Raw genomic sequence first — 13,953 nt, 5'->3', positions numbered from 1 at the left:
ATTCTCACACAGGGACAATGCCGCAGTTCTGCATTTCGGATAATAAGATGAAGACCGCACGCAAGACGGTACCGTTTTATCACCGTCAGACCTTAATATTTATATCTGTTATTCCAGACAGTTCAAAAATTTATCATGAAAAATTAAAGAGATACAAAGCCCCATTTGCTATTGTGACTATTTTGAAGTAAATCGAAGCGCAATTTTACGATATAATCAAAATCTCAAGGGGGATATTTCTCATGCGCCAATGGAGAAGGTTGTTTTTTCTTGCAATAATATTTCAGGCCCTATGCCTGCCTGCATTTGCGGCGGACTCCAGTCTAGGCCCGGAAAACGCAGCTGTTTATGGAATCTTTACACTTATTCCGCCGCTGGTAGCCATCGTACTGGCCTTCGTAACTAAGAATGTGGTGCTATCACTGTTTATCGGTGTTTTTTCCGGAGCATTCATGCTCGAAGCAAAGGGATTCGATATCTATAACGGTTTTGTCGGAGGATTCATGAGGATTTCCAACGAGATTCTCAACTCTCTGGCCGATCCGTGGAACGCGGGCATAGTTCTGCAGTGTCTTGCAATCGGGGGACTTATCGCCCTGATTTCCAAAATGGGCGGCGCCAAGGCAATTGCGGATGCGCTTGCCAAAAAGGCAAGAAGCCCCAGAAGTTCGCAGTTTGTAACCTGGCTGCTCGGATTGTTCATATTTTTCGATGATTACGCCAACTCGCTCACCGTAGGTCCGATCATGCGCCCGGTTACCGACCGGATGAAAGTCTCCAGGGAAAAACTGGCGTTCATCATAGACGCCACAGCAGCACCCATTGCCGGAATCGCGCTGATCTCCACATGGGTTGCCTATGAAGTAGGCCTCATCCGTGACGGACTGCAGGGCATAGGTTACACCATGAACGCGTACGGCATTTTCGTGGAGACCATTCCCTACAGATTCTACAACATCCTCATACTGGTCTTCATACTGGCAACCATCTGGTTCATGCGCGAATTCGGCCCGATGTACACCGCCGAGCACCGTGCCCGCACAACCGGCAAACTCCTTGATGATAACGCCAAACCAATGGTTGCGGACGAAGCCACCGAACTCAGACCGATAGAAAATGTGGTCCCGAGCATCTGGTACGCAATCATTCCCATCGGCACCCTCATTGTGGCTGCCTTTCTCGGATTCTATTTTAACGGCTACAATTCCATAATGTCCGGCGATGACAGTGCGCTCAAGGCTGTTTTCGAAAACGGACCCATGAGCTTTACCGCCATCCGTGAAGCGTTCGGTGCATCCGATGCGTCCGTGGTACTTTTTCAGGCTGCCCTTATTGCAGGCATCGTGGCCATGGGCATAGCAATCTGCAAGCGGATAATGAAGGTGGACGAGGTCATCTCCACCTGGGTGCAGGGCGTGAAATCCCTGAACATAACTGCCGTTATCCTGCTTCTGGCCTGGTCCCTTTCCGGAATCATAAAGGAACTCGGCACGGCAACATACCTTGTCAACGTCCTTTCGGATACCATCCCGCCCTTCCTGCTTCCCTCAATCATCTTTATCATGGGCTCGGTAATTTCATTCGCAACCGGAACATCCTACGGAACCATGGGGATTCTTATGCCGCTGTGCATTCCGCTGGCCTACGCCCTCACCCCGGATCAGGGATACGTCATCCTCAATATCGGTGCAGTACTGACCGGAGCAATTTTCGGAGACCACTGTTCGCCGATATCCGATACAACGATCCTCTCATCCATGGGTTCGGCCTGCGACCACATCGATCACACAAGAACTCAGCTGTTTTATGCCGTGCCGGTAGCGCTTGTATCCATCCTTTTCGGCTACATCCCTGCAGGACTCGGAATGCCGGTAGCCATGGTTCTCCCGGTTGGGGTTATCGTAATCATGGCACTGGTCCGGTTCCTCGGAAAACCTGTTGCAGAATAACCTGTTCCCAATAAAAAACGGGACCGGCCTGACAAACTGCGAAATGTACGGATCAGGTGAAACATTCAGGCTTTTCCTGCCGGGTTAGCAAGAGAAGGGTCATCCCCGCCGGTAATAATCGGAAGTAGTTACTTAAGCATATAAAGATCTTAGCCTCTTATTAAAAATACAGCCGGTACAAATCCTGATAATTTGTACCGGCTGTTTCTTATCCCATACACCTCATCCTCCCCCGGACAGGGCATTTTCACCGCGATGATTCATTCTCGGCAACGTCCTGCTGAAAACAACCCCTCACTCGTTAATTTCACGGGCACAAGTCCATCCTCCTGGATTATAGAGAAAAAAACATGTCAGTCTGGATTTGAACCTCCAACTCAAAAACCGTACAATCGTACCTTTTTTTATTTCATTTCAATATTGACATAAATTTTAACAATAAGTAGCACATTTCCATAAACAAAAACATTTTTTTACTCAGAGGTGTGTATGAAAAAACGTATCGGTTCGATCCTGATCCTGTCCCTGATCTTCGCAATACTCAGTTGCGCCACTGCATTCGCCCATGAATTCATCCTCAAACCTGTCCAGCTTACTGCCGAAAAAGGTCAGCTTGTTCCCTTTTCCGTAGTATCGGCCCATGTATTCATGATCAGCGAAGAAATGGAGCCTCTTGATAAGGTCGACGTAAAACTCATTTCCGGCGATAAAACTACTGATGTAAAGCTCAGCCCCAACGAAATGCTCATGACCCTGGACGGTCAGATAAAACCTGAAACCGAAGGCACCCTGATCATGGCAGGCCACAGACAGGGCATCATCTGGACCAACACGACCAAAGGCTGGAAGCAGCAGTCCAAAAAAGGACTCAAGGGAGTAATAAGCAGCGGAAAATACGAAAAATTCTGCAAGACCCTGATAACCGTAGGTCAGCCGGATGACAACTACAAAAAGGTACTCGGCAAGGGGCTTGAAATAGTGCCCATGAGCAACCCCGCCCTTGCCAAGGTCGGTGATGAAATCGTTTTCCAGACTCTGCTGGACGGCAAGCCCGTAGCCGTGGAAAACATGCTCGCCACCTACGACGGCTTTACCCTGACCCCGAACTCCTTCGCCTATTTCACCGAACCGTATGGCGAAGGACTGGCAAAGGTAAAAATCACCGCTCCGGGAACCTGGATGGTCCGTGTACAGCACAAGGACAGCGCTCCCACCGCAGATTATGACAGCTACGTAATGCGCTCCGTACTGGTTTTTGAAGTGAAATAGACATGCTATCAAGGAAGATCATCGCGGCCGCAATTCTCTTTGCGGCCGTTTCTCTATTCAGAATTGTCCCCTGTCATGCCCATGGCGTGTCGTATGAAATAATCGACACAACACCGGCAATATCGTTCAAAAGCGGATTCTCATCGGGTGAGCCTATTGCCTACGGTGAGGTGACAATCTACTCGCCGGATGACAGGGAAGTGGAATTCCAGAACGGAAGAACGGATAAGAACGGCGTGTTCAGCTTCATGCCGGACCGGCCCGGTGTATGGAAAATTGAAGTACTCGGCGGAATGGGGCACAAACTGATGTTTGATGTGGACGTTCTGCCCCAAAATGAAAAAGCTGAAAGAAAAATCATCACAAGCGGCAAGCCGCCTGCATCACGGACAATAAGCGCGGTACTCGGAGTCAGTCTCCTGCTCAACCTGGCTCTTGGAGCGCTGTTCATCCGGTCAAGAAAGCATGCCGTAGACAAGTAAAAAACGGATTAGCCCAGAAAACAACCGGGAAAAACATAAATTCCGTTTGCCTGCATCCAAAACCCCTGCTTGCCGCTTCTGCTTTGATAAAGCCGACTCAGTCCAATACGGATATAAACAGTCTCTCCTCCGGCAAGCAGGGCATTCAGCTCGTCAAGCCTATCCTGTTCTGCATACCGCAAGGCCTCGGCATGAAAGCAGAGGTCGGCAATCGGAGTGTGCCGAAACCGATCCCCGGCAACATCAGTAAAGCCCATACGCAACTTCATGCCCTCCTCCGATTCACTGGTCGAAACACTCAGGGACAGGGGATCGATCCGCACTGTCCTGATTGACCGGCAACAGGGAGTTCCAGCTGGAACGCAGCGATTTTGTGGGGTCACCAGACCTTCAAACGCCTCGTGAACGGAGTCCACGGCATCACGTTGCAGAAGTAGATGAAAACTTTCTTCGTCCAGCCTGTCCTGCCATACGGCATTTTCAAACAGGCAGTCCTCCACATGCGGCTCATTAACTTCTGTGGCGGGAACAACATCCGCACTTACAGTCACTCCCGGCCGGATATTGTTGAGTGATACAAAATCACGGTCGGCGTAAGGCAACGGGCGGTAGCAATGGCAGTTATTCTCATCCAGCAGGGCCATGCAGACATTATCATTGTCTTTGAATCTGGTTAAATCAGTAAGCACCAACATAAAATAATCCTGTACTCCAGATAAAATTCCGGTCTTAAGTTACAAACCCGATTACAATTACCACCCCATAACCGGTTAATACTTATATAACCTCAACCTCGACCAAATAGCAACATGCGTACTATAATATATAACACATGATAAGTTCATTTCATTGACTGCAGTTTAAATAGCAATTCGATAGGCACAACAAATAGAACGATGGACAACACCTCCTAAAAAACAAAGAGCACTTTCAGTTACGCTAAATACCAACGAAGCATAAGAAGCATCCCCCACATATTTGTGGTCATGAAAAAAGGCTGAAACTCACGTACCCGAGGATACGATCATTTCAGCCTTTATTTAATTCAGTTTTGTTTCAGGCAAGTAAAACTGCCGCAAACAGTCTGGTTCGAAGCCTCGAAGAACCATCCGGTAAATCGGCCACAGAAATTACTCACCGAAAAACGGCACACCGGCTTAATGGCAAACCCCATCACCTCAATCAGACCGGTTTACACTCCGCCCATCAACTGCCCGGCCTTATCCATCATTCCTTGAAGCTGCAAAGGATTCATCCCGGCCCCGGAGAGATTTCGCACAATTCCGGCACCGGTGGATGCGGCCTGCAGGCTGTCCTGCATATTCTGCCGCTGCTGGGCCTGCACCTTGCGCTCCGCACGGAATTTCTCCACCTCGTCTCCGGACCGGACTATCCCGTTGGGCACGCCGATGAGTTCGGCATAGTCGTCCACCGCGCGATCCATGTCGACCTTGTCCAGCACCTCGGGATTGGCCTGCGCAAGGCGTCCCACAAATTCGGCCAGAGACTGTATGGACTGGGTCCCGACCATCTTCTGGGCCTGTGCGAGCACGGAAATGTAATCGACCTTGATGTCCACCCCTTCAAGCACGGATGGAGCTTCGGGCAACTGCCCGGCACGCAGCAGTATTCCGAAGACCCTGTCGATAAGCGGGTCGAGCAGTTCCGTATGCTGCCGCTCGATGACCGGTCCAAGCTGTATCAGCTTTTCCTCATGGCGCTCCGCAACTTCCGCGGCTGTTATGGTCTTACGGTCCGACCCGGCCATCATCAGGAATATGTCATTATAGAATCCCTCGCGAATCGCGGCCCGCACGTCCTGAATCTTATTGCTCACCCCCGCAAGGTCCGGCCGGACCTGATAAAGCGGGGAAACGGAATCCTGCTGGTTCTGCTCTACCGGATTCTGTCCGCCGGGCAGCAGATTCAACCTCCGTGAGTACATGGACGGGACCTTCATAGGCGGCCTGAGCGTAAGGTGCACGGCCTGAATCTGGCTCTTGCTCATTTCCATAAGCATCTTCACGTCCGCCAGAACATCCATGGCCGGGGAACGCCCGTACACATCCATGGCCGAAGTGTCCCAGCGCGGAGCCATGTACGGGTTCTCCACAAATCCGCTCACGGATAGAATATGACCACCCTTTCCGTTCAACAGGAAGATGGATTCAAAGGGCATGTTCTCCCCGTCCAGCCGTTCATGGTCGAACTCGTCACGCGGCTGCACCACATGCAGCACGTCAAACCAGTGATCCCGGTTCCTATCCAGACTGGAACTGACCGTTGCCGGAAGATTTTCCCTGCCGAACCTGTTTTCAAGCTGCCGGGCGGTCATCTTGAATTCTCTATAGACAGTATCCACCCGGCCCTGAGCATCCGTTGCCAGACAATATTCACCGGCGGTCAAAGTCCTGAACCTCAATCCCCTTTCCTGATCCGGCTCGCAATACAGAATCCCGGTTCCGAAACCGGACAGTTCCGTATAAAGCGAATGGATGCAGGAGTAGAAATTACTCCGGGACAAAGCCCGGTACATGGTGCTTTCCACCTGCGCGACCCATTCGCGAACCGATTTGTGCCTTGCCAGATCCCGATCCGAAATCCCCAGCCGAAACCACGGCCGGGCCGGAGACGTAAGCCCCCCCTGCAACCCTGCCGCCAGAATCCTCAGCGCCCTTGTTGCCGTGGAATCAATTATCCTGCCGCCCTTCACGCGCCCGTCATTAGGCCTCTGTCCGCTGTAGACTCCGCGCCGGGGCAGGATGTAATCGCTTATCTCCTGCCAATGCGGTTCCCAACTGGACCGCTCCTGACGCAACGACAGCAGCCGGGCGGTATATCTGTTTTTATCCGTGTCATTCATATTGTCACCTGCTCAATCACTTGCCGCCCGTAAGCGTGACTATTTTTTTACACTTGGGGCATTTGATCTGGACCTCAACCACCCTGCCCTTCATGAGCAGTCTTTTGCATACCGGACAACGCAGTTCCGTCATTTGAGTTCTCCCTTGGAATTCTGCAATATTTCCTTTTTTACAAGAGCCTTTCCGGCCACACCGTTTGATCCGGTCAGGATAGTTTTTATACGCCCGGCGGCACGGACCTTCCTGAACCGGCTTTCACTTGCCTCACGCCGGGCTATCCGGGCATCAAGCTCGGCGTTTTCACGGTCCACTTCCCGCTGCCGGATGTCGTTGGGATGCAGCCACTCTCCGTCAATCAGGTTGTATCCGGCATTCTGCATTTCACCGGGCGTATACCAATGTCCGGTCTTGTCCGAAAACGTCCAGTCATCCGGCGGCTGCCAGCCCGAAGGAGCATTAAGCCCCTTGTTATTTGATGAAGGATTCGTTCCGTAAGTCAGCCTGTGCCACTTAAAGTAACCGTTGAATCCGGGGGAATTCTTTTCATACCAGACTGATCCGCTTCCGGTTCCAGCACCAAGCTGCGGTCTGTAAAAATTCGCCATAACTCCTCCTATTGTCCGAGTTTGGTTTTAGCGGCCTGCAGCGTCTGCGACTGCAATGTCGGCGCCTGAACGGTCAACTGCCCGTTATCGCCGTCACCGCCCGTAAGCACAGTGGAGCTGCGGCCCTTTTTCAGCCGTTCCATTTCACGCATTTTCTTCGCCTTGACCGCTTCCTCACTCGCGGCAACCTCATCCATTTTCGGTGGTTCCGGCACAGCAGACACCGGCGGTGCCGGTGAAGGTGATACCGGTGATGTCGGCGATTTTCCTCCGCCTCCTCCCATAATATTTGCTCCTTTATAAATACTGAATTTGGTGCGCTTCGCGCTTTTGATGATCAGGTTTTGTCTCCGACGGCCCTGCCGGGGGCCTTAAACCCTTTTGCAAAAAGGGTTTGTTCCACTGTCGCTATCTCTAAGACTCGCGGGAAGACCGCTCGCCTGAGAGCTAGTGCAAGAATCCCAAAACCTTCTGTTAGGGCTTCGCCGCTTTGTGTGGCAAATTTACAGCCACAACAGATTGATATTATATACTTTTAAACTTGTTTAACGTTTAAGACACATCACAAACATCGGGCGGACAAATCCCGTCACCTTTTCTGACTGCGCAGAACAGTACAGCGTCAATACTTATGTCTTCCCCGGACAGATAAGCACCGTTTGGAACGATCCCTGCCTGCCGGAATCCTGATTTTTCGGCAAAACGACAGGCCAGTTGATTCGATGCCGGAATCAGCCCCTTGATGCAGTCAAACAGATAACGTCCCGATGCATCCGTGGCTGCCAGCAGATGAGCCAGGCACCCCCGGCCCATCTGTACTGATCCGCGACCGTAAAACCCCGGCATGGAAGCGATATGGACGTAGCATGCCCGCGGAGTGAAACCGTTCAGCCAGAAAAGCCCGGCCGGTTCCTGTCCCCTGAAGCCCAGAAACAGGTGCTGGTCCGGCAGTTCGGCAAGCTGTTTGAAGTCGTTGAAACCGCGAACCGTGCCGTCATAGAAGATCACCGGGACTGTTCCGGCATCCTCAAGGATGGACCAGAACCATTTGAGATGAGCCGCGGTAAGCGACAGGGTTCCGTCAAAATCACGGTACTTGTAGAAGGTGTATCCTCCATCAATTTCGAATCCGTACATCAGCGATCTCCGTTGAAGATGTCGTAGTCCATGAGTCCCTGCATACATTCCTGCGGTTCGGGGTCTCTGGAAGGCCGGGGAAAAACCGCGCCCAACGCCGGGTCCAGAATGCGGGCCATGCAGTCAAGCATGTCGTCATGCGGAGCCACGGGAAAAGCCATGTATTCATCGTCGATAAATTCCCGGACAAGATCGCGCTCCCGCCCCTGATGATCGAGAAAACGGACCCGCCAGGGCAGAAAAAGCCTGCCCTGCTCAAACACCGGCACCAGCTTGCGGATACGGTCCACCTTGGGAATATTCCCCCCCAGAGGTTCGATGCCGAACCGGTAATTCTGCTCGTTCATGACATACTGCATGTGCTCCACATCCGCCTGCTGACCATATTTTTCATAGCCCACGGCCAGCGGAGAATAGGTCCGGTGCAGCCGGAAAAGGGCTCTGGCCCGCTCGGTCAGGTTGAGGCGGTCGCGTATGCCGTCTATGAGGTAGTAATTCCGGTCCGGCCCCAGCCCCATGACCAGCATGACCGTGTAGTCGCTGCCGGTTTTCTTTTCACTGGCCGGGTCCACAAGCAGGTAACGATTGAACTGCTCCCAGCGCGGACCTGCGCCATGCCGGTCCCGTTCCCAGCGCACGAGCCATTCTTCACGGAAACCCTGCACATCATCCGCTCGCGGGTCCTGCATCATCTGGCAGCCGAACACGTACGGCCCCATTTCGCGCCGTTTGGTTTCAAGCTGTTCGCGGTTCAGCAACACGGGTTCCCCTTCCATAGTTCCGTCGGAAGTAGCCGGATATACGCGCGGCACAGCCGCCTCCCGCTTCATTATCTCCCGGTAGGTATCATTGAAGTGATAGCGGGTTCCGATATAACGCTTGATGCCTTCGCGGGTTCCGAGATTGACGGACAACGCCCAGGCCTCGGTGGTCTTGAAAATCATATCCGGCGATGAAACCGACTCGCGGGTAACCACGTCATCGTATATAAGCCGGGAAAAATGCTTTCCGGTCGGCTGGCCGTCCACGAGCCCCCAGGCTTCAACCGTGGCTTCCTTGGGATTGGATCTGCGTTTGACGATTATTCCGTCCTCTTCCGACCACTTGGGTGAATCCTTTCTGGGATTGGCCCAGAGCACATCGGGATAACACTGTTTCAGCAGTTCATTGCGTTCGAGTTCCTGTTTGATCTGGCGCAGAAACCCCTTGGCCACGGGCCGGGTATGGCTGAATATACCGACTGTCACCTCAGGATCACGCAGGATATCCTGCACAGTGAGGGCGAAAGTTATGATGGTGGACTTGTAGTGCTCACGGGACCAGAGATCGAGCCGGCCATCCGGCGCGGCCTGCACTTCCCGGCAGCGATTAAAGACCCAGTCGCGATTTGCATCCGCCCTTCCGAGCAGTCTTGTGAGCAGAAAAAATAGATCGTTGCGTCCCAGTTCGGCCATAACAGGCAGGGCCTGATGTTTCTTCTCGGCCTCGCGCAGCAGTTCGGCATACCAGTGGTTAGCGCTGTCAGCATCCGTAAACTTCATCGAGTTTCTCCCTGAGTTCCGGGCTGATGGCGCGAACGCTCTTGCGTTTGCCTTCACCGGCTGATTCCTTCCTGCTTTCACCTATTCCCCAAGCCTTGCGTTCCATCTCATGACGCTTCTGCATGATATCCAGCTTGGCTTTCAGATCCTTGACCATGTCTGAATCATCACCTTCCACGGCCAGCGCGAAAACCTCCCGGAACCGATCCAGTTCCTCTTTCTGTTTTTTAATGATTTCATTCCTGGTCACTTGAATACCTCGTAAACAACCCTTCCGGCGATACCGGCAACCACCGCCCCGGTTCCCCACACGGCCCTTTCCAGATTTCGGAATTTTTCCGCATGGGTGTGGCAGCGTCTTGCACCGTTGATTTCGGCAATGTCCTCCTGAATGGACTTGACCCGTTCATCAATGCGGATCAGCAGGTCCTGTAGATCACATCTATCCTCATTCATTTTTGCCGCTCCATGTTTTAGCGACCTTTTCGGCACTGCGCCCGACCACGTATCCGCCCAGTCCCAGTTCCATGAGCGCCCAGAGCTGTTCGGGAAGCTCAAGGTGCGGAGCACCGGTCCAGAACAGGGTCAGATAGGGATAGAAAAGGTAGTTGTTGGCCACTATGGCGATAATGGTCAGCATCAGTATGGGCCGCCATGAGCGCTGCAACCAGTTGCCGGACATCTCGGCAAGCATGACCTTGACCCGCGATTCCAGATCGGCCAACTGCCCGGCCTGCTGCAGTTCCATGAGCTTGAGCTTGGCTTTTTCGCGCTCACCGGCATCAGGCCAGATTTTGTCTATGATGGTCGAACCGAGATCAATAATGGAACCGATCATCATTCCCTCCCGGTGTTCTGCCGGTGCACTTCCGGAGTCCAGCCGGAAAATTCCGGCCTGTGCCGCGCATCCTTGTAATCCATGAGTGAAAAACCGTTTTCCACCCATTCGGGATATTCCTCCAGGAACAGCGCGTAGTTCCTGAGCATCCTCGGGCTTTCCATAGGATAAAGAGCCGCAAGGGTGTCCGTTGAAATTCCGTTCATATTCGAACCTCCTTTTTCGGGCACCATACTTGGCGGACCGGACATCTTTCACGGCATCAATGTCCGCAGACGGCAATTACACAAAAAAAGTCCTCTCCGAAAAATCAGAGAGGACCCAGATGTCATACGGGCAATATTTTTTTCCTACATACTGCCGTCAATCCCGTGCCTGACGGCAGTGACCGGAAAGACTTATCCGGTAAGAACTACCCACAACAGCCTTGCCGCCAGCAGCAAAAGAACAGCGCCAAGACACTTCTTCACAGTTCCAGGTTTCATTCTATTGTGCATAAATCCGGTCCCCATGTATCCTCCGGCCCATGCGGCCAGCCCGGCAAAGATAAGCAGCCGCACGGAAATGGACCCCATCAGGGCATAGGCGGCAAATGCGGTTATGGACGAAAACGGAACAGAAAACGCGGTAACCGTAGCCACTTTCTTGGGATTGAACCCCTGCATTATCATCAGCGGGGAAATGATCCCTCCGCCGCCGACTCCGAGGAGGCCGGAAAAGAAACCGGCCAGAACGCCCACAAGAAATGGCCCGGTAAACGGTCTGTCCTCCCGGTACTGATTTTCATATTTTGATTTTTTGAAAAACATCATCATCAGTCCGGAGAAACACAAAAACGCAATAAACGCGTACATCACGTAGTGTCCCGGCAGCAAATGCCCAACCCAGGCTCCAAGCGGAGCAATGGCCACGGATGAAACCACTATCGGTATTCCGAGTTTGAGGTCCAACCGTTTTTCCCTGAAATTGGAATAAGTCGCGCCGCTCATGCTGAGAGCGTTTACAAACAGCCCAGTCGGACGGGCAAGGTTGAACGGTATTCCAAGCCATACAAGAGTGGGAATAAGCACCAAAGCAGAGCCCACCCCGCCGAGAGCGAAGATGAAACTCAGAGCAAACGAAAGCAGTGATATCGCGATGGTAAGAGTATCCATGAGATTACATTACGAGAGTTGGCGATTACATCTTGCCGAGCGGACCGGGCTTGAAAGCCTGAACCATGTCTTCCATGGAAGCAGCCATTCCCTTAACCCGCTCAAACCCGTTGGCCCGCAGGTAGGTATAGGACACGGCAGCCCGGAATACGGACGAGCAGAACAGCACGACCTGTTTATCGCGCGGCACTTCGGAAATACGTTCCGGCAGTTCGTTCATGGGAATGTGTGTGGCAAAGGGGAAGGACACATAGCCGATTTCCTTTCCGGTGCGCACGTCAATAAACACGGTGTCATTGTCTCCAAGGCATTTGCGCATGCCTTCCACATTCATAGTATGCTTTCCGGAACTTAAAAAATCAAAATCCATTTCAGAAATTATCTGGTCCAGCAAATTCATTACGTCCTCCAGTATGGTTATTTGGCAAATTTACCAAATTTAAAAAGCGAACTGAAAACTATTGCTAAACAACATGGTCGTCAAGTGCTGAAATGATTTTTGTGGTAAGAGGTTGATTTTCAGTACAGATCAAGGCCGTCACGAAAGCCGGAGAACTGGAAGAATTTTCGGATATTTCATTTTACTTCAACCGGGTTATACGTATAACCTTAAGTTCAATGGAAAACCATTGCACAACAATGCACGGCCGGAGCCGGAAGGTATGATATGAAACTACTGCTATGCGGGGCAGGAAGAACAGCCCGTGAACTGCTCAGACTTCTGGGAGACGACTGGGAAGTCACTCTCGTGGACAAATCACGCGAAGAAATAGAACGCACTGCGGCAATTTCATCGGAAATCAAGGATATCCATGTGGAGGATGCCACCAGCCAGGTTGTGCTGGAAAAAGTCGGCGTCAAGGAATTCGACTACGTGATTGCCCTGACGGATGATGACCGGACAAACAACATAATCGCCGAACTGGCCTCCGAAGCCGGGGTGCGATACGTCACAGCCTTTGTCCGCGACTCGGAACTGGCCTCGGCGCTAAGGAAAAACGGCGTCAACGTCATTCAACTCGGCAAACTTGCTGCAGGTCAGCTCTATCACTATCTGCAGGACCCGAGAATGAGGGTCACTCCGCTTAATCTAGGCCCGGCAAATGTGATGGAAATAAAAGCATCCGAACATTTGCTGATAATCGGCAAAAGAGCCGGATACCTGCGCCGCAAGGGCATGCGGCTTGTTGCAGTATTCCGGGAAGAAAATCTGATTTTCCCCAAGCCGGACACTCTGATACGCTCCGAGGACAGGCTGGTTATTATCGGAGACAGTTCCGTTTTTCAGTCCGTGTGCGGACTTCTGGAATGCGATAACCCGCACTTTCCGCTGGCATACGGTCCGGGACTTCTGGTGGTCATGAAAGCGGAAAAGGAATCTGACGGTATAGCAGCGGAAGTAAACGAAGCGCTTTATCTGGCCCAGAACACCCAGATCAAAAGCGTTACGCTTCTGAATGCGGCTCCCGAGGAAAAATACCTTGAATACCTCGGTACATGGCCGCAGAATCTTTCCGTGGGCATTGAAACCATGGACGGCCCCGTCCCGGAAATAATCCGCCGGAACTGCCGGGAAAGCAACTACGGTCTGGTTGTGACCGCCCCTTTTGACGCCGGGCTACTCAAGGCGTTCGGAAAACCTTCATACATAAGCCTTGCACACGACATCGGCCGCCCGATTCTGATTTCAAAAGGATCGGCTCCCTATGAGCGCTTTCTTGTTCCGTTCAACGGCTCGGCAATGGCCGAACTTGCGGTGGAAGTCGCGGTGGACATTCAGAGGCAGATGGGGGGAGAAATTTCAATTGCTGTGGTGGAGGAGCCGGAATTCATCACCGGTGACGGCACAAGCGGATGGCAGGAAAAAGTGGTCTCCAGAGCGACCGAACTCGGTCACATCTATAAGACCAAATTCGATCTTATCACCCGCAAGGGCAACCCGGTACGCGAGATTGCCGCCCTCAGTTCCGAATACGACCTGATGATAGTAGGCAGCACAAACCGCGACAGAAGTCTGCTGACACCGAATATCGGGGAGAACCTTGTTGCGGCATCAAAATGCTCAGTACTGCTGACCGCGTTTTAGACTCAGTCCGGATAACTGAGAATTCTGA

The 13,953-nt window shown here is 52.2% G+C and carries 17 protein-coding genes; 4 read left to right on the top strand and 13 right to left on the bottom strand.

The genetic code is table 11. The features are described from left to right. The first annotated feature begins 242 nt into the window (after window positions 1-242). The 3 genes from ACKU4E_RS02540 to ACKU4E_RS02530 all read left to right on the top strand — a co-directional run bounded on the left by ACKU4E_RS02540 (window position 243) and on the right by ACKU4E_RS02530 (window position 3,700). On the top strand, window positions 243-1,949 hold the full coding sequence (locus ACKU4E_RS02540) for a Na+/H+ antiporter NhaC family protein (protein ID WP_320169519.1): 1,707 nt from the start codon (window positions 243-245) through the stop codon (window positions 1,947-1,949). Between the two features lie 489 nt (window positions 1,950-2,438). After that, complete coding sequence (locus tag ACKU4E_RS02535; RefSeq protein ID WP_320169518.1) at window positions 2,439-3,218, top strand: DUF4198 domain-containing protein; 780 nt, start codon at window positions 2,439-2,441, stop codon at window positions 3,216-3,218. Window positions 3,219-3,220: 2 nt separating this feature from the next. Then, window positions 3,221-3,700, top strand: coding sequence for a hypothetical protein (locus ACKU4E_RS02530; protein WP_320169517.1), 480 nt, complete (start codon window positions 3,221-3,223; stop codon window positions 3,698-3,700). Between the two features lie 8 nt (window positions 3,701-3,708). On the opposite strand, the gene ACKU4E_RS02525 is transcribed toward ACKU4E_RS02530, so the two are convergent. The 13 genes from ACKU4E_RS02525 to ACKU4E_RS02465 all read right to left on the bottom strand — a co-directional run bounded on the left by ACKU4E_RS02525 (window position 3,709) and on the right by ACKU4E_RS02465 (window position 12,239). Then, window positions 3,709-4,395 (bottom strand): hypothetical protein, encoded by a 687-nt coding sequence (locus ACKU4E_RS02525; RefSeq protein WP_320169516.1) that lies wholly within the window; start codon window positions 4,393-4,395, stop codon window positions 3,709-3,711. 497 nt (window positions 4,396-4,892) lie between these two features. After that, a complete protein-coding gene (locus tag ACKU4E_RS02520) occupies window positions 4,893-6,563 on the bottom strand; it encodes a portal protein (protein WP_320169515.1) in 1,671 nt (556 codons plus the stop codon). A gap of 16 nt (window positions 6,564-6,579) precedes the next feature. Continuing rightward, a complete protein-coding gene (locus tag ACKU4E_RS02515; RefSeq protein ID WP_320169514.1) occupies window positions 6,580-6,696 on the bottom strand; it encodes a Com family DNA-binding transcriptional regulator in 117 nt (38 codons plus the stop codon). After that, on the bottom strand, window positions 6,693-7,169 hold the full coding sequence (locus ACKU4E_RS02510) for an aminobutyrate aminotransferase (RefSeq protein ID WP_320169513.1): 477 nt from the start codon (window positions 7,167-7,169) through the stop codon (window positions 6,693-6,695). Before ACKU4E_RS02510 ends, ACKU4E_RS02515 begins: the two co-directional genes overlap by 4 nt. A gap of 8 nt (window positions 7,170-7,177) precedes the next feature. After that, window positions 7,178-7,453: a hypothetical protein gene (locus ACKU4E_RS02505; RefSeq protein WP_320169512.1), complete on the bottom strand. Its 276-nt coding sequence runs from the start codon at window positions 7,451-7,453 to the stop codon at window positions 7,178-7,180. 268 nt (window positions 7,454-7,721) lie between these two features. Next, window positions 7,722-8,306, bottom strand: a complete 585-nt coding sequence (locus ACKU4E_RS02500) for a GNAT family N-acetyltransferase (RefSeq protein WP_320169511.1) — start codon at window positions 8,304-8,306, stop codon at window positions 7,722-7,724. Next, on the bottom strand, window positions 8,306-9,847 hold the full coding sequence (locus ACKU4E_RS02495) for a hypothetical protein (protein ID WP_320169510.1): 1,542 nt from the start codon (window positions 9,845-9,847) through the stop codon (window positions 8,306-8,308). Before ACKU4E_RS02495 ends, ACKU4E_RS02500 begins: the two co-directional genes overlap by 1 nt. After that, entirely contained in the window at window positions 9,828-10,097 is a 270-nt protein-coding gene (locus ACKU4E_RS02490) for a hypothetical protein (RefSeq protein ID WP_320169509.1), read from the bottom strand. The genes ACKU4E_RS02495 and ACKU4E_RS02490 overlap by 20 nt, the downstream gene beginning before the upstream one ends. After that, the gene (locus tag ACKU4E_RS02485; protein ID WP_320169508.1) at window positions 10,094-10,303 is read right to left on the bottom strand and encodes a hypothetical protein; all 210 of its coding nucleotides are present in this window, start codon (window positions 10,301-10,303) and stop codon (window positions 10,094-10,096) included. Before ACKU4E_RS02485 ends, ACKU4E_RS02490 begins: the two co-directional genes overlap by 4 nt. After that, window positions 10,296-10,685, bottom strand: coding sequence for a holin family protein (locus ACKU4E_RS02480; protein ID WP_320169507.1), 390 nt, complete (start codon window positions 10,683-10,685; stop codon window positions 10,296-10,298). The genes ACKU4E_RS02485 and ACKU4E_RS02480 overlap by 8 nt, the downstream gene beginning before the upstream one ends. Further along, window positions 10,685-10,891 (bottom strand): hypothetical protein, encoded by a 207-nt coding sequence (locus ACKU4E_RS02475; protein ID WP_320169506.1) that lies wholly within the window; start codon window positions 10,889-10,891, stop codon window positions 10,685-10,687. The genes ACKU4E_RS02480 and ACKU4E_RS02475 overlap by 1 nt, the downstream gene beginning before the upstream one ends. 192 nt (window positions 10,892-11,083) lie before the next feature. Continuing rightward, window positions 11,084-11,839, bottom strand: coding sequence for a sulfite exporter TauE/SafE family protein (locus tag ACKU4E_RS02470; protein WP_320169505.1), 756 nt, complete (start codon window positions 11,837-11,839; stop codon window positions 11,084-11,086). A 25-nt stretch (window positions 11,840-11,864) separates the two neighbouring features. Further along, window positions 11,865-12,239: a rhodanese-like domain-containing protein gene (locus tag ACKU4E_RS02465; protein ID WP_320169504.1), complete on the bottom strand. Its 375-nt coding sequence runs from the start codon at window positions 12,237-12,239 to the stop codon at window positions 11,865-11,867. Between the two features lie 267 nt (window positions 12,240-12,506). Between ACKU4E_RS02465 and ACKU4E_RS02460 the strand changes: the two genes are divergently transcribed. Then, window positions 12,507-13,925 carry an NAD-binding protein gene (locus ACKU4E_RS02460; RefSeq protein WP_320169503.1) on the top strand — a complete coding sequence of 473 codons (1,419 nt, stop codon included), beginning with the start codon at window positions 12,507-12,509 and terminating at the stop codon, window positions 13,923-13,925. Window positions 13,926-13,953: the final 28 nt, after the last annotated feature.

It is taken from the genome of Maridesulfovibrio sp., assembly GCF_963677005.1.
Taxonomy (GTDB): domain Bacteria; phylum Desulfobacterota; class Desulfovibrionia; order Desulfovibrionales; family Desulfovibrionaceae; genus Maridesulfovibrio.
Note: the sequence above shows the minus strand (reverse complement) of the source record. Positions and strands in the feature narration are given on the sequence as shown.